Annotated in this window: 19 protein-coding genes; 6 read left to right on the forward strand and 13 right to left on the reverse strand. The window is 65.3% G+C overall.

Going from position 1 to position 22,177, the window contains the following annotated elements:
- Positions 1–218: 218 nt before the first annotated feature.
- Positions 219–3,032: a TonB-dependent receptor gene (locus tag A9D12_RS01480; protein WP_068353377.1), complete on the reverse strand. Its 2,814-nt coding sequence runs from the start codon at positions 3,030–3,032 to the stop codon at positions 219–221.
- A gap of 521 nt (positions 3,033–3,553) precedes the next feature.
- Here A9D12_RS01480 and A9D12_RS01485 point away from each other — a divergent pair.
- Both A9D12_RS01485 and A9D12_RS01490 read left to right on the forward strand, forming a co-directional pair.
- Complete coding sequence (locus A9D12_RS01485) at positions 3,554–4,153, forward strand: DUF6445 family protein (RefSeq protein ID WP_231889732.1); 600 nt, start codon at positions 3,554–3,556, stop codon at positions 4,151–4,153.
- A gap of 14 nt (positions 4,154–4,167) precedes the next feature.
- Positions 4,168–5,688 (forward strand): tryptophan halogenase family protein, encoded by a 1,521-nt coding sequence (locus tag A9D12_RS01490; RefSeq protein ID WP_068353380.1) that lies wholly within the window; start codon positions 4,168–4,170, stop codon positions 5,686–5,688.
- 88 nt (positions 5,689–5,776) lie between these two features.
- Here the strand turns inward: A9D12_RS01490 and A9D12_RS01495 are convergent, their stop codons facing one another.
- The gene (locus A9D12_RS01495) at positions 5,777–6,280 is read right to left on the reverse strand and encodes a c-type cytochrome (RefSeq protein ID WP_068349069.1); all 504 of its coding nucleotides are present in this window, start codon (positions 6,278–6,280) and stop codon (positions 5,777–5,779) included.
- Between the two features lie 205 nt (positions 6,281–6,485).
- Between A9D12_RS01495 and A9D12_RS01500 the strand changes: the two genes are divergently transcribed.
- On the forward strand, positions 6,486–7,325 hold the full coding sequence (locus tag A9D12_RS01500) for a DUF1499 domain-containing protein (RefSeq protein ID WP_068349073.1): 840 nt from the start codon (positions 6,486–6,488) through the stop codon (positions 7,323–7,325).
- Here A9D12_RS01500 and A9D12_RS01505 read toward each other — a convergent pair.
- The 4 genes from A9D12_RS01505 to A9D12_RS01520 are packed head-to-tail and all read right to left on the reverse strand — an operon-like array spanning position 7,297 to position 12,505.
- Positions 7,297–7,902 carry a CDP-alcohol phosphatidyltransferase family protein gene (locus A9D12_RS01505; protein ID WP_068349076.1) on the reverse strand — a complete coding sequence of 202 codons (606 nt, stop codon included), beginning with the start codon at positions 7,900–7,902 and terminating at the stop codon, positions 7,297–7,299. The two genes, A9D12_RS01500 and A9D12_RS01505, sit on opposite strands and share 29 nt — an antisense overlap.
- Positions 7,895–9,172, reverse strand: a complete 1,278-nt coding sequence (locus tag A9D12_RS01510) for a NupC/NupG family nucleoside CNT transporter (RefSeq protein ID WP_082925325.1) — start codon at positions 9,170–9,172, stop codon at positions 7,895–7,897. Before A9D12_RS01510 ends, A9D12_RS01505 begins: the two co-directional genes overlap by 8 nt.
- A gap of 7 nt (positions 9,173–9,179) precedes the next feature.
- Positions 9,180–11,321, reverse strand: a complete 2,142-nt coding sequence (locus A9D12_RS01515; protein WP_068353386.1) for an FAD-dependent oxidoreductase — start codon at positions 11,319–11,321, stop codon at positions 9,180–9,182.
- A gap of 26 nt (positions 11,322–11,347) precedes the next feature.
- The gene (locus A9D12_RS01520; RefSeq protein ID WP_068349079.1) at positions 11,348–12,505 is read right to left on the reverse strand and encodes an FAD-dependent oxidoreductase; all 1,158 of its coding nucleotides are present in this window, start codon (positions 12,503–12,505) and stop codon (positions 11,348–11,350) included.
- 261 nt (positions 12,506–12,766) lie between these two features.
- On the opposite strand from A9D12_RS01520, the gene A9D12_RS01525 reads away from it, so the two are divergent.
- The 3 genes from A9D12_RS01525 to A9D12_RS01535 are packed head-to-tail and all read left to right on the forward strand — an operon-like array spanning position 12,767 to position 17,042.
- Positions 12,767–14,479 (forward strand): ABC transporter transmembrane domain-containing protein, encoded by a 1,713-nt coding sequence (locus A9D12_RS01525; protein ID WP_068349082.1) that lies wholly within the window; start codon positions 12,767–12,769, stop codon positions 14,477–14,479.
- Positions 14,480–14,481: 2 nt separating this feature from the next.
- Positions 14,482–15,528 (forward strand): HlyD family secretion protein, encoded by a 1,047-nt coding sequence (locus A9D12_RS01530; protein ID WP_068349085.1) that lies wholly within the window; start codon positions 14,482–14,484, stop codon positions 15,526–15,528.
- Between the two features lie 2 nt (positions 15,529–15,530).
- Positions 15,531–17,042 (forward strand): TolC family protein, encoded by a 1,512-nt coding sequence (locus tag A9D12_RS01535; protein ID WP_082925326.1) that lies wholly within the window; start codon positions 15,531–15,533, stop codon positions 17,040–17,042.
- A 3-nt stretch (positions 17,043–17,045) separates the two neighbouring features.
- Here A9D12_RS01535 and A9D12_RS01540 read toward each other — a convergent pair whose 3' ends face one another.
- The 7 genes from A9D12_RS01540 to A9D12_RS01570 form a co-directional block, all read right to left on the reverse strand.
- Complete coding sequence (locus A9D12_RS01540) at positions 17,046–17,501, reverse strand: tRNA (cytidine(34)-2'-O)-methyltransferase (protein ID WP_068349088.1); 456 nt, start codon at positions 17,499–17,501, stop codon at positions 17,046–17,048.
- Positions 17,498–17,911: a GFA family protein gene (locus A9D12_RS01545; protein WP_068349092.1), complete on the reverse strand. Its 414-nt coding sequence runs from the start codon at positions 17,909–17,911 to the stop codon at positions 17,498–17,500. Before A9D12_RS01545 ends, A9D12_RS01540 begins: the two co-directional genes overlap by 4 nt.
- On the reverse strand, positions 17,911–19,407 hold the full coding sequence (gatB, locus tag A9D12_RS01550) for an Asp-tRNA(Asn)/Glu-tRNA(Gln) amidotransferase subunit GatB (protein ID WP_068349096.1): 1,497 nt from the start codon (positions 19,405–19,407) through the stop codon (positions 17,911–17,913). Before gatB ends, A9D12_RS01545 begins: the two co-directional genes overlap by 1 nt.
- Entirely contained in the window at positions 19,404–19,562 is a 159-nt protein-coding gene (locus A9D12_RS01555; protein WP_231889668.1) for a glutamyl-tRNA amidotransferase, read from the reverse strand. The genes gatB and A9D12_RS01555 overlap by 4 nt, the downstream gene beginning before the upstream one ends.
- Positions 19,559–21,040 carry an Asp-tRNA(Asn)/Glu-tRNA(Gln) amidotransferase subunit GatA gene (gene gatA, locus A9D12_RS01560; protein WP_068349102.1) on the reverse strand — a complete coding sequence of 494 codons (1,482 nt, stop codon included), beginning with the start codon at positions 21,038–21,040 and terminating at the stop codon, positions 19,559–19,561. Before gatA ends, A9D12_RS01555 begins: the two co-directional genes overlap by 4 nt.
- 126 nt (positions 21,041–21,166) lie before the next feature.
- A complete protein-coding gene (gatC, locus tag A9D12_RS01565; protein ID WP_068349104.1) occupies positions 21,167–21,469 on the reverse strand; it encodes an Asp-tRNA(Asn)/Glu-tRNA(Gln) amidotransferase subunit GatC in 303 nt (100 codons plus the stop codon).
- A gap of 14 nt (positions 21,470–21,483) precedes the next feature.
- On the reverse strand, positions 21,484–22,083 hold the full coding sequence (locus A9D12_RS01570) for an FKBP-type peptidyl-prolyl cis-trans isomerase (protein WP_068349107.1): 600 nt from the start codon (positions 22,081–22,083) through the stop codon (positions 21,484–21,486).
- Positions 22,084–22,177: the final 94 nt, after the last annotated feature.

A 22,177-nucleotide genomic window follows, 5' to 3' on the forward strand; every position in this document is an offset into this window, starting at 1 on the left:
GCCACCTGACCGACTGTTTCACGTGAAACACCGCGATTGCGGGGGTCTGAAGGCGTGCAAAAAGGGCCTGAAGGGGGTCTGCCGGGGGTCTGGATGGGGGCAGGCCCGGGTCAGCGCACGGCCACAAACCCGCCAAAGCAAAAGGGCCCGCCATCGCTGGCGAGCCCTTCTTGAAACCCTTGGTGCGACCCGCGGGCTCTTATTGCATCATGCCGCGATCAGAACGACTTGCGCAGCGTCAGGTTGAACGTCCGGCCGTAGGTTTCGTGACGGCTGGGGAAGGTCCCGACGACATCGGTGCCCGCCGCGTTGAACAGGTTGTTCTCGGTCACGAAGGGCTCGTTGGTCAGGTTGAACACTTCGGCAAGGATCTGCACGCCCTTCATGAAGCCATCGGCCTTTTCGAAGGTGTAGCCGATCTGACCGTCGAGGATCGTTTCGGGCTGCGCCTGCGCACCCTGAAGCTGGCCTGCAAAGTTCTGCACTTCGGACAGGAAGCCGCTGCGATAGCGGGCCGCCAGCTTGGCGCGGAAGCCATACTTCTCGTAGAAGATGTCTGCCGACCAGGTGGTCTTCGAATAGCCCGGAATCGGAGTCGAATTCGTCCCGTTGCTGATTTCGGCATCCGAATAGGTGACGCTGGCAAAGCTGCCGAACCCGTCGAGCGCATCGGTCAGATCGCCGTAGTTGAGGCGCAGCGTGCCTTCCACACCCTTGATCTTGCCGCTCGCAAAGTTGGTCGGGCCCGAGAACGTTCCCTGTGCAAGCGCCGGGTTGGCGTTGAGCAGTGCCTGCCAGCCGACCAGGTTGACTTCGCGGGTCACGTCGACCGTCGAGGTCTGGTCGACCACCCAGTCCGACAGATCCTTGTAGAAGGCCGCGACGATGATCGCAGTGCCCGGGGTGAAGTACTTTTCGACCGACAGATCGAGGTTGGTCGAACGGTAGGGCTCAAGCCGCGGGTTGCCGCCGCCCAGCGTGTAGCAGACGCGCCGGGGCGGCTGGAACTGGCCGGGAAGCACCGTGTCCGGGATCTGGTCGGCGTTGGTATCGGCGCAGACCGTGTTGTTGAAGTTGAGGTTCTGGTTCGCCGCCAGCTGGTCGAGCCGCGCACGGGTCACGGTCTTCGATGCGGCAAGGCGCACGAAGGTATCGGGCGCAACCTCGAAGGAGAGGTTCATGCTCGGCAGCCAGTTGTCGTAGGAATACTCGACTTCGTTCAGACCGCCAGCGATCGTCCCGACCGAATTCTGCGTGGTGTCGGCATAACGCAGGCCGATATTGCCGCGCACCGGAACCGAACCCAGATCGCCGTCAATCCCCGCCTGGATGTAGAAGTTGTGGATCTGCTCGCCCACGGTCCACTGGGTGTCGAAGGTCGCCTTTTCGACGCGGTAGGTGCCATCGGTCAGGAAGCGCGAGGGATCATAGGCAAGGATGTCCATGCCCAGGCTCTTGGTGTTGGTCGAACCGACGATCGCGCTGTCGGGCACCCGGAAGCCGTTGCCGAAGGCAGCGGTGGGACGCAGGAAGCTTTCGTTGGAATCGAAGTTCTTGGTGCGGTCGGTGTAGAGCCAGCCCACGGTGATCCGGTCGATCAGACCGCCATCGAACTCCCAGTAGCTTTCGGTGCGCAGCTGGTGCAGCTCGTCATCGATCTTCGGCTGCTTGAGGAAGCCGACCTGGCCCCAGCCACCCGGATCGGTGAGCAGCGAGTTGGCAGGATCGGTGTAATCGAGCAGCGTGTCGATCTGGTAGGCGCCGTCGCGCGGGAAGGTGAAGGTGAGCGTGTCCTGCGCGCCCGAACGGCCCGCACCGGTCCCGGCATAGCTTTCGTAGTTGATGTCGTTGCGGTCGAGGTTCGAGTAACCGTAATCGACCACGAAGCCGAGGTTGTCGGTCGCCTTGAAATCGAGATTGCCGCCGAGTGCGAAAATCTCGGACTTGGCGCCCTGCGTGTCGGTGCGCAGGATCGGCACGACATTGCTGTAGGTTGCCGAGGTGGCGAATTGATCGGTGGTGCCGGTCGCGCCGCCGAAGGTCGCCCCGCTCCACGAAGCGATCGGGGTTTCGGTGCCGCGGAAGATGCCGCTGTCGTCGGTGTTGGTGTAGAACCCGTCGAGCGTCAGCGACAGGCGGTCGGTCGGCTCGAACTGGAGGCTGCCGGCAATCGAGGTGCGCTCGAAGGTGCGGCTGACGACGCCCTGACGCGGGTTGTCGGCGGGGTAGAACACGCCGTTGGCATCGCGGCGCACCTGGCCGTTGAGCACGGTCGGGTCACCGCTTTCGCGGCTGTCCTGCGTCTTCAACTCGCGCGAGATATACTGGGTCGGGATCGACTGCACGGTTGCACCCAGCGACCAGCCGAAGGTGCCATCGTCGTTCTGGTCGATGTAGCTGCCGAAGAAGCGGTAGCCGTCATCGGCGAAATCGGGATTGAGGCGGCCCTGATCGTTGAGCGTGTAGGTCCCCGAAACCGTCAGCTGACGCTTCTTGGAATCAAGCGGCTTGACCGTGCGCAGGTCGACCGCGCCGGCGATGCCGATTGCGGCCAGCTGCGCATCGCCGGTCTTGTAAACCACGCCCGAAGCGACGAGCTCGCTCGGGAACTGGTCGAATTCGATGCCGCGGTTATTGCCCGCCGAGACCACTTCGCGGCCATTGAGCAGCGCGAGCGAGAAGTCGGGGCCGAGGCCGCGGATCGAGACCTGCTGCGAACGGCCGCGCACGCGCTGCGCGGTCACGCCGGGCAGACGCGCAAGCGAGTCGGCGATCGACTGGTCGGGAAGCAGGCCGAGATCTTCGGCGGTGATCACTTCGACGATCGAGGTCGCGTTGCGCTTGGCATCGAGCGAGGACTGGATCGACTGGCGGATGCCGGTGACGACGATGGCGTCGCCTTCGGTCTCGCCTTCGACAGTGGTGGGCTGCGGCTCAGCCTCTTGCGCCATGACCGGCGCACCGGTGACGGCCAGCGCCATGAATGTCGCCGCGCCGCACAGCAGGCGAGCGCTTGCATTGAACCCGTTCATTTTCATCAGAAGTCCCCTCCCGCAAGCATCGTTAGCCGACGCTTTTGCAGGTTTTTTCATAGCGGATGGAGAGCTTCGCGTAAATCGGCAATCAGCGATGCGCGCCTAGGATCGACAAAATCTTGCCAACCCATTCTAATCTCGAGAGGTTTGGATAAGACCACTCCCCCGTAACTTCATTTGTGAACGATCACAATCGACAAATGTTGCGCGATTGTCACAGTTTCGCAGCTTGCAGCACGGTCAGCCGCTTGTGTGGCGGAATTGCGGGACCCTCGCGACAGCTCTTGACGGATCAACCTCGGTTTTTTTCTTTTATTCTTCGATCCTTATGCTTGTCTCTTGGAGCAGGGATGCGAGTTTGATAGGCTTGGGACATGGCCATCACGCCCATCCCGACCTGCGCCGACTCTCCTCGTGATTGGGGCATCGCGCCTGAAAAGTGGCGCTGCGAAGATTTTTCATTTTCCGATCAGCAGCTTATCAGCATCGATGGTTTCCTGAAAACGCCCGATCACGCGATTTCGCATGCCGTTTTGCAAAATTTTGCAAGGATCACGCCACAATATCCCGGCGTGCGAGCCGCCTTGCCTGCGCGCGTCTGCGCTGACTGGCTGACGATGCTTGCACCGCTGCTCGACCACTGGTTCGGCGCGCCTGCGGGCGGGCGCGGGTGGGCGATGCAGGCGTGGTATTCGCTGGTGACGACGCCGCCCCATGCTTTGATACCGATGCAGCGTCTGCCGCATGTCGACGGGACCGATCCTGCGCAGATCGCAATGATGCTCTACCTGTCACCCGGTGGTCCGCATGGCGGCACGGCGTTCTTCCGCCATCTATCGACCGGGCTGGAGGCGCTGACGGGCGAGACCTATCCGCGCTATGCCGCCGCGGTGCAGGCCGATCACGCGCGCACCGGAATGCCGCCGGCCGCCTATCCCACCGACGGCGCGCCGCATTTTGCGCGCACCCATGTCGCCGAGGGACGCTTCAACCGCGCGATTTTCTATCGCGGCAACATCCTCCACAGCGGTGTGATCGATAACTTGGCACCGCTCGGCACCACGCCTGCTGACGGGCGGCTTACCATCAATGCCTTCTTCCGCCCCGCGGCGGAATGACCAAGGGACCGGACATGGACAGACCTGATGTGACGCGGCTGGTGATCGTGGGGGGCGGCACCGCCGGGTGGATCACCGCCGCCGCCTTTGCCAAGCTTCTGGGCAAGCGGCTCAAGATCGAACTGGTCGAGAGCGAAGCGATCGGCACGGTCGGCGTGGGCGAGGCGACGATCCCGCAGATCCTGCGGCTGAACGCGATCCTCGGGCTGGACGAAAACGCCTTCCTCAGCGCGACCTCGGGCACCTTCAAGCTGGGGATCGAATTCGTCGACTGGGGGGCCAAGGGCAGCCGCTATCTGCACACCTTCGGCGAGACGGGGATGAGCCTCGGGCGGGTGCCGTTCCACCACTATTGGCGGCGCGCGGCGATGATCGGTCAGGCCGGCAGCCTGTGGGATTATTCGCTGCATCAGATGGCGGCGGATCAGGCGCGGTTCGGCAAGATGGACCGCGTAGGCAACACCGCGATGACGGGGCTCGCCTATGCCTACCACTTCGATGCCAGCCGCTATGCGCTGTTCCTGCGCAGCCATGCCGAGGCGAACGGCGTGACCCGGACCGAAGGCATCGTCGAAAGCGTTGCGCGTGACGGGGAAAGCGGCGACATCACCGCGATCACGCTCAAGGGCGGCAAGACGGTCGCGGGCGATTTCTTCATCGATTGCACCGGGTTTCGCAGCCTGCTTCTGGGTGAGGCGCTGGGTGTGGGCTATCAGGACTGGTCGAAATGGCTGCCCTGTGACCGCGCGCTGGCCGTGCCGTCGGAACGCTTGCCCACCCTCGTCCCCTATACCCGCGCGACCGCAAAGGACGCCGGCTGGCAGTGGCGCATTCCCTTGCAGCACCGCACCGGCAACGGCCACGTCTATTCGAGCGGGTTCAAGAGCGACGAGGCCGCAGCCGACACGCTGATGGCGGGGCTCGACACCAGGCCGCTGGGCGATCCGCGACCGATCCGCTTCACCACCGGGCGGCGCGAGGCGTTCTGGGCGCACAATTGCGCGGCGATCGGCCTGTCGAGCGGGTTTCTCGAACCGCTCGAATCGACCTCGATCCACCTGATCCAGTCGCATGTCAGCCGGCTGGTCCAGCTGTTTCCGCGCCATGGCGATCCGGCTTCGCTGCGCGCAGAATACAACGCGCGCTGCGCAGCGGAGGTCGCGCAGATCCGCGATTTCCTGATCCTGCACTATCACCAGACCGCGCGTGAGGACACCGAGTTCTGGCGCTATTGCAAGCACATGGATGTGCCCGACAGCCTGACGCACAAGCTGGCGCTGTTTGCCGCATCGGGCCGCGTGGGCCGCGATGTCAACGATCTGTTCCGCGATGCCAGCTGGGTGCAGGTGATGCTGGGACAGGGTGTGATGCCCGCCGATTACGACGCGATGGCCGATCAGCTTGCGCCCGCGCAGCTGACCGAATTCCTTGCCAACGTGAAGACGATCACCGCACGCGCCGTGGCCACCCTGCCCACGCATGCGGACTATCTGGCCCGCCACTGCCCGGTGGACGCCGCGCTGCTCGCCGCCTGAGGCACCCACCGCAAGGACGCGGTCACGAAAAAGGGCGGCGCAGCCATGCTGCACCGCCCGTTTTTCCGTGGCCCGAGGGGCCAGCCGATTACTTCGACTGGGCTTCGAGATAGGCGACGAGATCGGCGCGCTTCTGATCGTCCTTCACGCCGGGGAAGGCCATCTTGGTGCCCGGCACATAGGCCTTGGGGTCCTTGAGGTAGTCGAACAGAACGTCGGGCGTCCAGGTGATGCCGCTGTTCTTGTTGGCGTCCGAATAGTTGAACCCGGCAACCGATCCGGCCTTGCGACCGACGACCTTGTGGAGCGACGGGCCGACGCGGTTCACGCCTTCGTCGAAGACGTGGCAGGTGCGGCAGGCGGCAAACACCTTTTCGCCCGCTGCGGCATCACCGGTGAAGCTGGCATAGGTCACCGCGCCGCCGGCGGGCGTGGCCGCTGCGGTGCTGGTGGCCGCCGGAGTTGCAACCGCAACAGCCGCAGTATCGGTCGCCGCCGGAGTGGCGGTGTCTTCGGCCTTCTTGCCGCCGCACGCCGACAAAGCGGCAATTGCTGCAACCGCAGCGGCACCTTTCAGGAAATTACGCTTCATGGTCGTTTGTCCTCTGAACATTATGTTCCTCCCGCATCCCAGCGGGGCATAAACCAGATTTCCGGGCGTGCAAAGCGAGACTTCACGCATGTTTACGCCCCCCTTCCCGGCTGTCCGCTGATCGTTCAATGCGCGAACGCGCAAAGGGTTTCCCGCGCGCTGCCGAAAAGATTGCGGACTGCATTTGGCGCGTTATGCTGGCGTCATGAAGACACTCCCCTGGCACGCCAAACTCGTCCTTGCCCTCTTGGCATTTCTCCCGATCTACTTCGGCATTGCCGCGCTCGGCACGCGGATCGGGTTGCTCAGCTGGCAGACCGGTCTGTTGACGATGACGCTGGCGGGCGGCACGATCCTGATCGCGGTGGTGGCGCTGGCCGCGCTGATCGCGCTGATCTTTGCGCTGCGCACGCAGCCGCGCCGCAACGGCCTGGTGGTGCTGGCAGTGGTCGGCCTGATCGTGCCGGGGATGATCGGTGCGGTGTTCGCTTCGGCCCGGTCGAAGGCTGCCGACAATCCGATCCACGATATTTCGACCGACACCGCCAATCCGCCAGCCTTCTCTGCCGAAACGATGGCCGCGCGCGAGGAATCGGGCGCCAACGCGCTCAGCGATTATCAGGCGCCGCTGGGTCAGGTGCCGCTGTATAACGAAGGCGCCACCCCGCTCGACCGCGAACTGGCCGTCAAATCGCACGCGCAGATCATCACCGACCGCGACGATCGCCCCGCGCCGCTGCCGCTGGGCCGTGCGAGCCGCGCCGATGGCGTTGCCGCTGTCGCGGCGGCGATGGAGGAAATGGGTCTGGACGACATCCGCGAGAACGCCGCGACCGGCATGGTCGAAGGCACCGCGCACACCCGCTGGTTCGGGTTCCGCGACGATGTTGTCGCGCGCGTCAGCGATGCGCAGATCGATTTCCGCTCGGTGAGCCGCGTGGGCCGCAGCGATCTGGGCGCGAACACCGCGCGGATCAATGATCTGCGCGCCCGCACCGAACGGCTGCTGGGTTCGGCTAGCCGCGAAACGATGCCGCAGCCATAAGACTGCGCTGCACCACGGTTGCGACGCACAGCGCCGCATAGGCATAGGCAATGGCGCCGAACCATGAAGGGGCAAGGCACATCGCGATGAACACCGCGATCGTTTCGGCCCCTTCGGCCAGCCCGGTCGAATAGAAGAAGCTTTTGCGGCCGTGCGCCTCGGTCGTCTCGCCGCGCTTGGCAGCGATCACGGCAAAGGCGAGGAAGCTTACCCCTGTCAGCACGAAGCTTGCTACCAGCACCAGTCCCGGCAGCGTGTTCGCGGGTGCGAGGATGCCGAAGGCCAGCGGCACGCTGACATAGAAGGCAAAGTCGGCGACGATGTCGAAATAGCCGCCCAGATCGCTTGGGCCCCGCGCGCGCGCCACCGCGCCGTCGAGCCCGTCGGCGAGCCGGTTGGCGATGATCAGCCCAAGGCCCCAGCCGATGTGGCCCGTCGCGATCGCTCCCGCCCCGCCCAGCCCCAGCGCAAGTCCGGCAAAGGTGAGTGCATTGGCGGTAACCCCCGCGCGCGCCAGCGCCGTGCCCGCGCGCCCCAGCGGCGGGTCGATCAGCGGGCGCAGCTTTGCATCAAGCATAGGTGACCAGCCCGATCCATGCGCCCGTCATCGCGCTGGCGAGATTGCCCGAAATCCAGCTTTTCATTCCCAGTCCCGCCGCCTCGGCGCGGCGTTCGGGGCACAGCGTCCCGATGGTCGAAACCAGCAGGCCGACGCTGGCGAGGTTCGCCACGCCGCACAGCGCATAGGTGACGATCAGCATCGCTCGCGGCCCCAGCGTGCCGGGGGCAAGTGCGGCGAGTTCGAGATAGGCGACATATTCGTTGAGCACCGCCTTGGTCCCCATCAACCCGCCCGCGGCCTGCGCCTCGGTCCAGGGAACGCCGATCAGCCACATCAGCGGCGCGAGCAGCCAGCCCATGATCCGCTTCAGGGTCAGCGGCTCGCCCGCAACCTCCAGCGTCGTGGCGGCCAGCGCCATGTCGGCCAGCGCCACCAGCGCGAAGACCGTGATGATCACCGCGATGACAGCGAGGAACAGCTGCATCCCGTCCATCGTGCCCTTCACTATCGCATCGATGCTGCCTTCGTACTTGAGGCCCGTATCCTCGGCATCCACCTCGGTCGCGGCATCCTCGTCTCCGGGCGGCACCATCAGCCGCGCGATCAGCAGCGCGGCGGGGAGCGAAATCAGCGAGGCGGAGATCATGTGCCCCACCGCATCGGGCAGCACCGCGCGCAAGGTCGTGGCATAGAGGATCAGGATCGCGCCGCTGATGGTCGCCATCGTCAGCGTCATGATCTGGAACAGCTCGCTGCGGCTGACGCGCGCGAAATAGGCGCGGGTCACCAGCGGCGCTTCGACCACGCCGAGGAATACGCTCGCCCCGCCCGACAGGCCGACCACGCCCGACACGCCAAGGCTGCGGCGCAAAAGGAAACTGAGCCCACCCACCATCCAGCGCAGCACGCCCCAATGCCACAAGAGCGCCGACAGCGCGGAAAAGACGATCACCAGCGGCAGGATCTGGAACGCAATCACCAGCGGCGGCTGCGCGCCTTCGCGCAGTGCAAAGGGCAGTTCTGCCCCGCCGAGATAGCCGAACATGTAGGCCGATCCCTTGAGCGTTGCCGCCTCGACCGCGCTCACCGCATTGTTGACCATCCCCACCGCCGCCCAGACGAAGGGCACACGCACGATCAGCACTGCGAGGAGGCCCTGCATTGCCAGAGCGCCCGCGATCCAGCGCCAGCCGGGATGTCCGCGGCGGTTCTCCGAGAGGCCCCAAGCCAGCCCCATCAGCATCGCAATGCCGATCACCCCGCGCAACTGATCGAACAGTTCCACCGCCCCGTCAGCCCCGCCGCCAGGTGTGATAGCGTTCGACCCAGCGAAGCACCCCTTCGGGCTTGTGCGCCTTCTTCCAGTTTCCAGCGGCAAACTTGTTCGCTTCGACCAGCGTGGGATAAGCGTGGATCGTGCCGAGGATCTTGTTGAGCCCCAGCCCGTGCTTCATTGCCAGCACATATTCCGCGATCAGCTCGCCCGCATGTGCGCCGACGATGGTGGCGCCCAGCACCGTGTCCTTCCCGCCCGCAGGGGTAAGGATCTTGACGAAACCCTTGGTCTCGCTCTCGGCGATCGCGCGGTCGAGTTCGTGCAATTCGAAGCGCGTCACCTCGACCGCGATGCCCTGCTCTTCCGCCTCGCGCTCGTTCAATCCCACGCGCGCGACTTCGGGGTCGAGGAAGGTGACCGCGGGGATCACGCGGTAATCGGCCTTGAATTTGCGGAAGGTGCCGAACAATGCGTTGACGCTCGCATACCACGCCTGATGGCTGGCGGTGTGGGTGAACTGGAACGGCCCGGCGACATCGCCTGCGGCAAAGATGTTGGGGTATTTGGTGGCGAGGAATTCATCCGTCACCACGGTCTTGTCGGTGTCGATGCCGAGCGCCTCCAGCCCGAAGCCGGTGAGTCGCGCCTTGCGGCCCACCGCGACGATCAGCGCATCGAACGGCACACGCAGTTCCTGCCCGCCCCGTTCGGCGACCAGCACATCGCCTTCGATCCGCACCGCCTTGTGCCCGGTCAGCACGCGCACCCCGTCACCGTCCAGCACCGCGCGGGCGAGCGCGGAGACATCGGCATCCTCGCGGCCCAGCAGCGCGTCCGCCATTTCGACCTGCGTGACCTGCGATCCCAGCCGCGCGAGCGCCTGCGACAATTCGCACCCGATCGGCCCGCCGCCAAGCACCGCGACGCGCGCAGGCGCGGCGTCCATCTGCGCGAACGCCTCCCACATCGTTTCGCTGGTGAGATAGCCGCTGGCCTCGATCCCCGGTATCGGCGGGACAACCGGCTCGGCCCCGCTGGCGATGATGATGCTGCGGGTGGTGAGGCGCTGCGTGCCGCCGCCATGCAATGCGATCTCGACCGTCCAGGGGTCGACGATCGTCGCGTATCCCTTGACCACATCGACGCCGAGGCCGGTGTAACGTTCGACAGAATCATTGGGCGCAATCGCCGCGATCGCCTCCATCACCCGCGCGATCACTGCCTTGAACGGCACCTCGGGCTCGTGCGGGGTCAGCCCGTAACGGTCGGCGTGGCGCATGGTCGCGGCGACCTTGGCGCTCTTGATCAGCGCCTTGGACGGCACGCAGCCGGTGTTGAGGCAATCGCCGCCCATCTCGTGCGCTTCGACCAGCGTGACCTTGGCCTTCACCGTCGCCCCGATCAGCGCCGATACCAGCCCGGCCGAGCCTGCGCCGATCACCACCAGATTGCGGTCGAACCGCTTGGGACGGGTGAAGCCGGCATAGGCCTTGCGCCGCTGCACCGCGGCAATCACCAGCTTCGCGAGCCACGGCGCGATGCCGAGAAGGACGAAGCTCCCCAGCACCGCGGGCGAGGCGATCCCCGTAAGGCTGTCGATCCGCGCAAGCTGCGTTCCCGCATTCACATAGACCGCAGTGCCCAGCAGCATCCCGAGTTGGCTGACCCAGACATAGGTCCACAGGCGGATGCGGGTCAGACCCATCACCAGATTGACCACGAAGAACGGGAAGGCCGGGATCATCCGCAAGCTGAACAGATAGAACGCGCCGTCGCGCTCGACGCCCTCGTTGATCGCCTTCAACCGCTGCCCGAACCGCGCCTCGATCGCGTCGCGCAGCACATAGCGCGACGACAGGAACGCCAGCGTCGCCCCCAGCGTCGAGGCGAAGGAGACGAGGACCGTCCCCGTCACCACCCCGAACAGGGCGCCTGCTGCCAGCGTCAGCAGCGCCGCGCCCGGCAGCGAGGCCGCGGTAACCGCGACATAGATCGCAAAGAACCCTGCCAGCACGCCTGCCGGATTGGCGGCATAGAATGCCTCCCACTGCGCCACCCCCGCCTTGATCCCGTCAAGCGTCAGATATTGGCCGAGGTCGAAGATGAAATAGGCGGCGATGATCGCGGCCAACACGGCAAGGATGGCAAGCTTCTTCACGTCCCGGTCATTCCCCTTGGCGCCGATCAATCCCCGCGCGCGAGACGGGCGTATTGCGCGATCCACGCTTTGTCGATGGCATGCTTGAGCGCAAGCACCCAGCGTCCCTCGGCGGCAAAGGTTCCGTAAGCCGCGATCGCGTGGCCATCGCCGGTGTTGAGCAGATAGAGGCTGTTGGCGCGCGGGCGGTATCGTGCGCGCGGCGGCTGGCCTGCGGCCAGATGGCGCAGATTGGCGGCAAGCACCGGCCCGGCCTTGACTGCATGCACGCCCGAGTGCGCAAGGCTTCGGTCGCTCCGCGCGGCGACATCGCCTGCGGCAAGGATATGGCCATGCGAGATCGACCGCTGGTGCGCGTCGACCGCAATGAAGCCCGCCGCATCGGTCGCGATCCCGCTGTCTGCGACCCATCGGGGCGCGCCGCTGCCAAGCGCGGCGATCACGCAGGAGAAAGGCGCAAGGCTTTGCCCTCCAGCGGTCAGGCATCCGCCCTCCAGCCGCGCTTCGGCGTCGATCACCGCGATCCCCTGCCGTGCCAGCGCAGCAGCGACACGGCGACGCACGCCTTGCGAAAAGCCGGGGAGCACCCCGCGCTCGCCCGCGACGAGAGTGACGCGAGGACGCGCGGCCAGACCCGCGATGTTGCGCAAGGCAAAGGCAAGCTCGACCCCGCCCGCGCCGCCGCCCGCCACCACGATCCGCGCAAGCATTTCGGGCTGCGACGCGGCAACTTGAGCGAGACGATCGGTAAAAGCGCCGATCGGGCGGATATCGAGAATGCGCGGATCACTCCCCAGCAGCGCCCGCCCTCGCGGTGCGCCGCCGGTGTCGAAGCTGGCGATGCCGAAACCGATCCTGCGTCCGTCCCCGCAGGTGACCACCCGCGCTTCGGGATCGAGCGCGGCGCAGCGATCGGCGACCCATTCCGCGCCCGCGCGCGCCGCAAGTGCGGCAAGATCGACCAGCCCGTCGTCCTTGCCATGCTGCCCCGCAATCCAGCCGGGCACCATGCCAGAATAGCGCAAGTAAGGCTCGGGCGTCAGCAACACCGCACGCGCCGCGCCGGGCGGGCCGCCCCGCGCGATCCAGTCGGCCAGCACCGCGACATGCGCATGGCCCCCGCCCGCCAGCAGAATATCGGCATGATCGTGCCGGTCGCAAGCCTTGCCATGTTGACCCGTCATCACGTCCGCGTCATTGCGCGTTGTTCATCTGCCCGCAAGCTTCCGGCGCTATCGGGCAAGATACTTTATTACCTCTCATTACCAACAAATGCTCGTATAGTCGCGTTTTGCATCCGGAGGCTAGGTCGGAACCGCAAGGGCCCTCGACCATTGTTCGCTTGAGCGGCGCTGCAGTTGCTTGCACAGCAACAAGCGCGCTGTTGCGGTGCCCTGTGGGTTGCAAGCCACACGCGATGGACCTTATCGGACGGAAAGGCTGCCATGGCAGGTGAAGGCCAAAATTACGGCTCGCAGATATCCCTGGCCAAGTTCTTCAGGATTTTCTTCGACATCCTGAAGCCCGAAGCCAATTTCTACTGGCTCGCGGCGGTTTACGGTGTCGGGATCAGCCTGCTCAGCCTCGCCACCCCGATTTCGGTGCAGATGCTCATCAACACCATCGCCAACACCGCGCTTACCGCGCCGCTGGTGATGCTGTCGCTCACGCTGTTCGGCCTGCTGCTGATGTCGGTGCTGCTCTATGCCTTGCGGATCCACCTGATGGAGATCTTCGCGCGCCGGTTCTACGCGCGGATGGTGGCCGAAATCTCACTGATCTCGGTCTATGCGCAGGACCCCTTTTTCGGCGACGTGAAGAAAAGCTCGCTGTTCAACCGCTATTTCGACGTGATCTATGTTCAGTCGCTGATCCCCAACCTGTTCATCGGCGGATTTACCGCGCTGCTCCAGATTGCGGTCGGGTTCGTGCTGGTCAGCCTCTATCACCCCTATTTCCTCGGCTTCACGCTGGTGATGATCGCGCTGATCTGGGCGATCTGGCTGATATGGGGCGCGCGCGCGCTGCGCACCGGGATCGATGTCAGCCATGCCAAGCACACCACCGCTGCCTGGCTTGAGACGATCGGCGGGTCGAACGGCTTTTTCAAGTCGCAGCGCCGGATCGACTACGCGCTCGACAAGACCGATGACCACACGCGCGTTTATGTGAATCAGCGCAAACGCCACTTCCGCCACCTGTTTTCGCAGACGGTCAGCTTCCTCGTGCTCTATGCCGCCGCCAGCGCGGCCTTGCTGGGGCTTGGGGGTTGGCTGGTCATCCAGAACGAGCTGACGCTTGGGCAACTGGTCGCCGCCGAACTGGTGCTGTCGGCAGCCTTTGTCGCGGTGTCGCAGCTGGGCATCTACCTTGGCTATTTCTACGACCTGTTCGCCGCGGTCGAGGAAATCTCGCAGTTCTACGATGTCGAACAGGAACAGCCCAAGGACGCCGATCCTGTCGTCGGGCCGGATCACACGATCACGATGCAGCGCGTGACCGGCAAGGCCCGCAACGAAGACGTGTGCTTCGACCTTGAAATCCCGAGCGGGGCGGTGGTCATGGCGGCGGCCAGCCAGCACGGGGTGCAACGCCTGTTCACCAATCTGCTCAAGCTGCACGATCTGCCGCAGGGCGGGATCGCGACGCTGGGCGAAATCGATCTGAAAGCGATCGAGCCGCATTACCTGCGCAAGAACGTCCACGTGCTCGACCGGCCCAGCATCGTCGAAATGACGATCCGCGAATATCTGGCGCTGTCCTGCCCCGAAACCGCGCCGCAGCGGATGCTCGGCGCGCTCGAGACCGTGGGGCTGGCCGATACCATCGCCACGCTCGAAAAGGGGCTCGACACCCCGCTTGCGACTACGGGCTATCCGCTTTCGGCGGTCGAACTCCAGCAGTTGAAGCTTGCCAATGCGCTGCTCGAACGCCCGCGCGTGCTGGTGCTGAGCCGGTTGTTCGATTTGCTTGACCCTGAACCGATCGAACGCGCGGTCGCTGAATTGCGCGCGCAGGCCTATTCGACCGTGATCTATTTCTCCAACCGCCGCATCGATCTGGGCTTCGACCGGTTCCTCTATCTCGAAGCGCAACGGCAAAGCTGGTTCGACGATTTCGACGAATTCAGTGCCGCCGTTGCCGGAAAGGGGGCCTAAGCATGGCGACGCTCAAAGAAGACATGGCGCACTTCAAGACGCTCGCCAGCATCCGCACCCCGCGGATCATGCGCGCAGTGTTCTTCATCATCCTGACCGCGGTTGTCGTGGCGATCGCCTTCCTCGTCTATGTCCCGTGGGTGCAGACCACGTCGGGCCGCGGGGTGGTGACCACGCTCAGCCCCAACCAGCGCAAACAGGACATCAACGCGCTGGTGCCCGGCCGGATCGAGGAATGGTATGTGCGCGATGGTTCGTCGGTGAAGAAAGGCGATCCGATCGTCCGTATCGCCGATATCGACCCCAATCTGCTCGACCGCCTGCAGGCCGAACGCGGGCAGATGGAGCTGCAACTGGCCGCCGCGCAATCCGCGCTTGCCACCGCGCAGATCGACGAACGCCGGAGCCGCGAATTGTTCGAGGCGGGACTTGCCGCCCGGCGCGACTATGAATTGTCGCAGATCAAGGTCGCCGAAATGCAGGGCAAGGTTGCCGCCGCGCAGGCCGATCTCAACCGCGCAGATGTCAATATCGCGCGCCAGTCCGAACAGATCGTGCGCGCCCCGCGCGACGGTTTCATCCAGAGCCTCAACGCCGGCGATGCCGCGACCTTCATCAAGGCGGGCGATGTGCTGGCGACCTTCGTCCCCGAAGGCGCGGTGCGGGTGATCGAGATTTTCATCGACGGGCGCGATGTCGCGCTCGTCCGCCCCGGCGATGCGGCGCGCATCCAGTTCGAAGGCTGGCCCGCGGTGCAATTTTCGGGCTGGCCCTCGGTTGCGGTCGGCACCTTCGGGGGCAAGGTCGTCAGCGTCGACCAGTCGGCGCAGATCGACGGGCGCTTCCGCGTGCTGATCGCCGAAGACACGCTCGACGGCTATGGCTGGCCCGAGGAACGCTATGTCCGCTTCGGCGCGGCGGTGCAGGCCTGGGTGCTGCTCGAAACCGTGCCGGTGGGTTACGAGATCTGGCGCCAGCTCAACAATTTCCCGCCGCAGTTGCCCACCGCCGCGGCGACAGCCCCAGCCACCGCAGGGGCGGCGAAATAGCCATGCCGCGACGGTTTGTCTTGTCGTCTTCGCCCGCGCGGGGTGTTCGCTGCACGCTGCTCGCCTGCGCGGCAGCGGCTGCGTTTTGCGCGGCAACCACGCCCGCCATCGCGCAAACCATCGCGCCCGTCGGCGACCCGATCGAAGCCGCGCTGACCACCGGGCCCCTGCTGCCCGAAGAGGTGCTGCGCTCCTCCGCGCTCACCTTCCCGCAGGTGCTCGAAGCCTTCGAGCGCGAGGCCGCCGCGCGCGCAGATCAACTGGGTGCCGACGGCGCGTTCGACCTGATGCTGAAGGGCGAATATTACGACCGGCTGACAGGCTATTATTCGGGCGGTTTCGGCAAGGTCGAAGCGCGCCAGCCGCTGCGGCCACTGGGCGCGGAAGTGTTCGGCTCCTACCGCGTGTCGAGCGGCGATTTTCCGACCTACGAGAATTACAATTACACCAACGCGCTGGGCGAAGTGAAGGTCGGCGCGATGTTCTCGCTGCTGCGCAACCGCGACATCGACAGCCGCCGTTTCGCGATCGAGGACACCCGCCTTGCCGCCGCGCAGGCCGAGCTTGACGTGATGCTGGTGCGCCTCAACGTCCAGCACGAGGCCTTGCGGGCCTATTGGCGCTGGGTCGGCGCAGGCGAGGAAATCCGCGTGTTCGAGGAATTGCTCGAAATTGCCGAAGCGCGCCAGATCGGCCTGACCCGCGAATTCAACGAAGGCGCGCTCGCGCGGGTCGCGCTGATTGAAAACGAACAGAACCTGCTGCGCCGCCGCACGCTGCTCGAACAGGCGCGGCGCGATTTCGAGACCGCCTCGAACTCGCTGGGGTTCTACCTGCGCGGCACCGATGGCCGGATGATCGTGCCCACGCGTGAGATGCTCCCCGATCTTGCCCGCTTCGGCGCGATCCCCGCGCCCGAGGCGTTGGCGATCACCCCGACCAGCGAGGTGATCCTTGCCCGGCCGGAGCTGCAGACCTTCCGCATCGCGCTCGAACGCGCGAACAACCGGATCGCACTGCGCGAAAACGATCTCAAGCCCTCGCTCAACGCGACCGCCGAGCTGTCGCGCGATTTCGGCCAGATCGGGCCGGGCGGGCCGGGCTTCGATTCGACCGACACCGTGGTGGGCCTCACCTTTTCGGTGCCGCTGCAACGCCGCACCGCGCGCGGGGCGCTGGACCGCGCAGAGGCCGAACGGCGCGAAACCGAGCTGCGCCAGCGCCGGATCGCCGACCAGATCACCACCGATGTCAGCAACATCCTCACCAATCTTGCCGCCGCACGCAAGCTGGCTGACCTTGCGAATGCCGAGGTGCGGCAGGCCAACCAGATGGTGCAGGCCGAACGCACGCGGTTCCGGCTTGGCGCAGGCGAGTTCTTCCTCGTCAACGCGCGCGAGGAAACCGCGGCGAACGCGCAGATCGGCGCGATCCGTGCGGGCCTTGCCGGAAGGCTCGCCGAGGCAAGCTACAACGCGGCAACGATGAACCTGCGCGCGCTGGGGCTGGAATAGGGTTTAGAGCTTTCCGCGCAATGCTTGGTAGGCGGCAGCGGCTACCGTGTTGGCGAGGTTCAGCGACCGGATCACATCGGATCGCATCGGCAGCTTGACCAGCCGGTCGGCGTGCCGGTCGATCACGGCCTGCGGAATGCCTTTGGTCTCCTGCCCGAAGACAAGGAAAGCATCGTCAGGATATTTGGGCTCGTAGAAAGAGCGCGCGCCGAATTCCTCGAACAGGAACAGCTGATCGGGCCGCGGCGCGCGCGCGGCGAGAAACGCGTCCCAGCTGGCATATTCGGTGAGGCGGACATGCGGCCAGTAATCGAGGCCCGAGCGCTTCACCCGCTTGTCGGAGATATCGAAGCCGAGCGGATGGATCAGAATCAGCTCCAGATCGAGCGCCACGCAGGTACGCCCCACCGCGCCGGTGTTGCCGGGGATCTCGGGCTGGACGAGGACGATGGCGGTCAAAGCGTTTTGGCGCCGATCACACGGCTCGCACGGTAATAGCCGAACGCGCCCTCGCCCGACCACGCCTTCCCGTCAGGATAGCGCAGTTCGATTCCGGCCAGATCGGCCGCGTCAGCAAGGCCCATGTTTACCCCGGCCATGACGTCGCCGTGCCGAGCGACCGCGGCAGCCGTCATGCGGAAATGGGTGGTCGAGCCGCACGCCGGACAGAAATGCACCTCGGCCCCGGCTTCGGCCTTGTCACGACGGCTGTGGCACGCGGTGGGCCCATTGATCTCGACTTCAGCGGGATCGAAATAGCCCCACCGCGCGCCTGCCTTGCGGCACATGTCGCAATTGCAGGCGTGAATGAATTCCGGCCTGCGGGCCGTGGACACGCTCACAGAACCGCAAAAGCACGTAACGGTCATTACCCCAGCTTGCCCTTAAGCAACTGGTTCACCACTGCCGGGTTCGCCTTGCCCTGCATCGCCTTCATCGTCTGGCCGACGAAGAAGCCGAACAGCGCTTCCTTGCCGGCGCGGTATTGTTCGACCTTGTCGGCGTTGGCGGCGATGATCGCATCGACGGCGGCTTCGATCGCGCCGGTGTCGCTGACCTGCTTGAGCCCTTCGGCCTCGGCGATTTCAGCGGGTTCGCGGCCGGTCTTCAGCACGATCTCGAAGATTTCCTTCGCCTGCCCGCCGCTGATTTCGCCCTTGTCGGCCATCGCGAGGATGGCTGCCTGCGAAGCGGCGGTGGCATTGGCGGCATCGCCTTCGTTGCCCAGCGCCTTCATCACCCCCGGCGCGACCGAAAGCGCCCAATTGGCGACCTGCGTGGCGACCGCCGCGTCATTTTTGCCCGTTGCGCGCGCGGTTTCGGCAAGCAACGTTTCGAAGCGCGCAAAGGTCTCGACCTCGGCGGTCAATTCGCGCGCGTTGTAGGGGGTGAGGCCGAGCGTCTCGATATAACGCTTGCGCTTGGCGTCGGGCAGTTCGGGGAGCGAAGCGCGGCATTCGGCGAGGAAATCCTCCTCCAGCACCAGCGGCAGCAAGTCCGGATCGGGGAAGTAGCGATAATCGTGCGCGTCTTCCTTCGAACGCATCGTGCGCGTGGTGCCGGTGACCGGATCGAACAGGCGCGTTTCCTGCACGATCGTGCCCCCGCTTTCGAGCACATCGACCTGGCGCATCGCCTCATGCTCGATCGCCTGCATCACGAAGCGCACCGAATTCACGTTCTTGGTTTCGGTCCGCGTGCCCAGCGGCTCGCCGACCTTGCGCACCGACACATTCACGTCGGCGCGCATCGAACCTTCTTCCATGTTGCCGTCGCAGCTGCCGACATAGCGCAGGATGCTGCGCAGCTTGCGCAGGTAAGCGCCGGCCTCGGCGGGCGAGGCCATGTCGGGGCGGCTGACGATCTCCATCAGCGCCACGCCCGAACGATTCAAATCGACATAGGACATGGTCGGGTGCTGATCGTGCATCAGCTTGCCGGCATCCTGCTCGATGTGGATGCGCTCGATCCCGATCACCTTGTCGGCCTCGATCCCCGCCTTCTCGTCCGCTTCGATCGTCAGCGAGCCTTCGCCCACGATGGGGTGGTAAAGCTGGCTGATCTGGTAGCCCTGCGGAAGATCGGCATAGAAGTAGTTCTTGCGGTCGAACTGGCTCCACGCGTTGATCTGCGCCTCGATCGCCATGCCGGTGCGCACCGCCTGGCGGATGCATTCGCGGTTGGGCACGGGCAGCATCCCCGGCATCGCGGCATCGATCAGGCTGACCTGCGCGTTCGGCTCCGCGCCGAAGGCGGTCGCCGCGCCGCTGAACAGCTTGGCGTTGGAAGTGACCTGCGCATGGACTTCAAGGCCGATCACGACCTCCCATTCTCCGGTGGCGCCCTGAATGCGGTAGTTGCTCATTGCTTGTCCTCGTCCTCGATCACCTTGCCATCCGGCCCGAAGCGCATTTCGCCGTGATCGACGTTCTTCCTAACCCAATTGGCGACCATGAAGGTCAGCGGCACCGCAAGGGCGATGCCGATTCCGGCAAGCCAAAGCGGCGTGTCGGGGGTCACCACCACTTCTCCGGCTTCGCCGTGAAGCCCGCACGCTGCTGGATCGCGAGACCTGCGTTCAGCACACCCTGCTCGTCGAAGGGGCGCCCCACCAGTTGCAGACCGAGCGGCAGGCCGTCGGCGTTGGTCGTCGCGGGCACGCTCATCGCGGGCAGCCCGGCGAGGCTTGCGGGCACCGCGAAGACGTCGTTCAGATACATCGTCAGCGGGTCTTCGTTCATCGAACCCAGCGGGAAGCTCGCGGTCGGCGTGGTGGGTGCGAGGATCACGTCGCATTCCTCGAACGCGCGCTCGAAATCGCGGGCGACCAGCGCGCGGATCTTCTGCGCCTGCGTGTAATAGGCGTCGTAGAAGCCGGCCGAGAGCACATAGGTGCCGATCAGGATGCGGCGCTTGACCTCGTCGCCGAAGCCCGCGGCGCGGGTGGCGGCATACATGTCCTGCAGGCCGCTGCCATCGGGCAGATCGCGCAGGCCGTAACGCACGCCGTCATAACGCGCGAGGTTGCTCGACGCCTCGGCAGGTGCGACGATGTAATAGGCGGGCAGCGCATATTTGGTGTGCGGTAGCGAAACGTCGACGATCTCGGCGCCCGCATCGCGAAGCCACGCTTTGCCCTGCTCCCACGAATCGAGGATCGCCTGATCGGTGCCATCCATCCGGTATTCGCGCGGGATGCCGACCTTCTTGCCGCGCAGGTCGCTGCTGAGCGCGGCTTCCCAGTCGGGCACGTCCATCTGGAGCGAAGTCGCGTCCTTGGGATCGAACCCCGCCATCGCGCCGAGCATGATCGCGCAATCCTCGACGCTCCGCGCCATGGGACCTGCCTGATCGAGGCTCGAGGCGAAAGCCACCACGCCCCAGCGCGAGCAGCGGCCATAGGTCGGCTTGATCCCGCAGATGCCGGTGAAGGCTGCCGGCTGGCGGATCGAGCCGCCGGTGTCGGTGCCGGTGGCGGCAGGCGCGATGCGCGCCGCGACAGCGGAAGACGAACCGCCCGAGGAACCGCCGGGCGACATGGCCGCATTGCTGCCGGCCTTCTTCCACGGCGAGGTGACGTTGCCGAAATAGCTCGTCTCGTTCGACGACCCCATCGCGAACTGGTCGAGATTGAGCTTGCCGAGCATCCCCGCGCCCGCGTCCCACAGCTTCTGAGATACGGTCGATTCGTATTGCGGAGTGAAGCCTTCGAGGATGTGGCTGGCCGCGGTGGTCTGGACGCCGCGGGTGGCGAACAGGTCTTTCATCCCGATCGGGACCCCCGCCATTGCGCCAAGCTGCTCGCCCTCCGCGCGCGCGGCATCGACCTTGTCGGCGGCGGCCAGCGCGTGATCGGGGGTGGTGACGATGAAGGCATTCAATGCCGCCGCATCGGCAACAGCGGTGTTGAAGCGTTCCGCCACTTCGCGCGCGGTGAAATCGCCCTTGGCGACGCCATCGCGGATTTCCTTGACGCCGAGAGAGGTGAGGTCAGTCATGGTTTCCAACCGTTCGCCCTGCGCCGATCGAAAGGACAACCTTTCTGGGCGCAGAGTCAGTAAAGACAAATCGCGGGCGTCGACACGCTCGGCCCGAACGGATGAGCAGGCTTCGCGCCTCCCCCTTTATTCAATCACTTTGGGCACGCCGAAGAAACCGTGCTCGGCCGCCGGCGCATTGGCGAGAACATCGGCCTGCCTGCCGCCGCCGGTCAGCGGATCGGCATCGACCACGTCATCGCGCAGGCGAAGTGTGTTGGGGATCACCGCCGCCATCGGCGCGATCCCCGCAGTGTCGACTTCGCCCAGCTGTTCGACCCATTGGAGGATGCCGTTCAGTTCGGGCACCATCCGTTCAAGCGCGGCATCATCCATGCGGATGCGCGCGAGGCTGGCGATCTTGGCGACGGTTGCCTTGTCCACCGACATAGCCCGGCCTGCCCTTACCGGCCCTGCGGCGCGGCTTGCGGCGCCTGCGGCTGGCCCTGCGGACCCTGCTGGCCCTGCTGACCCATCTGCGCCTGCATGGTTTGCTGGAGCACCTGCAGATTGCGGTCGAAGGTTGCGCGGCTCATGATGTCGACGACTTCGATGTCGAACTTGAGATCGGCGTTGGCCGGGATCGGCGAACCCTGCGGGGGGCTCGCGCCATAGGCCTGCTCTGCCGGGATGAAGAGCGTGTACTTGCCGCCCTTCTGCATCTGCTGCAGTCCGTTGAAGAAGCCGGGGATCGTCGCGCCCTCTTCCAGCGGGAAGGGGCTGCCTTCGGGGAACAGGCCCTGCACGGGCAGCGGAATATCGCGCGATTCGTCGAACACCGTGCCATCGGCGGCAAGGCTGCCCTTGTACTTCACCCAGACGACTTCGCCGATCTTGGGGGTCGGGCCGGTGCCGGCAACCACCGTGTCGACCGACAGCCCGCGCGGGATCGCCGCCCAGGCAAGGCCGGCGCCGACCAGAATCGCGAGGATCACTCCGATCCACAGCTTGGTCAGCGAACCCTTGGCAACGGGCTGGATGGGAACGCGGGTAATCTCGGTCATGCTGGTGTCCTGCTGGTCCGCGCGCGGCGCGGGATTATGACGACAAAAGGGCGCGGAATGAAACCGCGCCCTGATGGCTTATCGTAAAGGCTGT

Origin of the sequence: Erythrobacter neustonensis, from assembly GCF_001663175.1 — a bacterium.
GTDB classification, from domain to species: domain Bacteria; phylum Pseudomonadota; class Alphaproteobacteria; order Sphingomonadales; family Sphingomonadaceae; genus Erythrobacter; species Erythrobacter neustonensis.

Bases quoted from the DNA above. Each gene is read 5' to 3' on its own strand.
- gatB (WP_068349096.1), bottom strand. From the start codon at position 19,407: ATGAGCAACTACCGCATTCAGGGCGCCACCGGAGAATGGGAGGTCGTG.
- A9D12_RS01480 (WP_068353377.1), bottom strand. From the start codon at position 3,032: ATGAACGGGTTCAATGCAAGCGCTCGCCTGCTGTGCGGCGCGGCGACA.
- A9D12_RS01495 (WP_068349069.1), bottom strand. From the start codon at position 6,280: ATGAAGCGTAATTTCCTGAAAGGTGCCGCTGCGGTTGCAGCAATTGCC.
- A9D12_RS01570 (WP_068349107.1), bottom strand. From the start codon at position 22,083: ATGACCGAGATTACCCGCGTTCCCATCCAGCCCGTTGCCAAGGGTTCG.
- A9D12_RS01535 (WP_082925326.1), top strand. From the start codon at position 15,531: ATGCCGCGACGGTTTGTCTTGTCGTCTTCGCCCGCGCGGGGTGTTCGC.
- A9D12_RS01505 (WP_068349076.1), bottom strand. From the start codon at position 7,902: ATGCTTGATGCAAAGCTGCGCCCGCTGATCGACCCGCCGCTGGGGCGC.
- A9D12_RS01500 (WP_068349073.1), top strand. From the start codon at position 6,486: ATGAAGACACTCCCCTGGCACGCCAAACTCGTCCTTGCCCTCTTGGCA.
- gatA (WP_068349102.1), bottom strand. From the start codon at position 21,040: ATGACTGACCTCACCTCTCTCGGCGTCAAGGAAATCCGCGATGGCGTC.
- A9D12_RS01520 (WP_068349079.1), bottom strand. From the start codon at position 12,505: ATGACGGGTCAACATGGCAAGGCTTGCGACCGGCACGATCATGCCGAT.
- A9D12_RS01490 (WP_068353380.1), top strand. From the start codon at position 4,168: ATGGACAGACCTGATGTGACGCGGCTGGTGATCGTGGGGGGCGGCACC.
- A9D12_RS01545 (WP_068349092.1), bottom strand. From the start codon at position 17,911: ATGACCGTTACGTGCTTTTGCGGTTCTGTGAGCGTGTCCACGGCCCGC.
- gatC (WP_068349104.1), bottom strand. From the start codon at position 21,469: ATGTCGGTGGACAAGGCAACCGTCGCCAAGATCGCCAGCCTCGCGCGC.
- A9D12_RS01530 (WP_068349085.1), top strand. From the start codon at position 14,482: ATGGCGACGCTCAAAGAAGACATGGCGCACTTCAAGACGCTCGCCAGC.
- A9D12_RS01525 (WP_068349082.1), top strand. From the start codon at position 12,767: ATGGCAGGTGAAGGCCAAAATTACGGCTCGCAGATATCCCTGGCCAAG.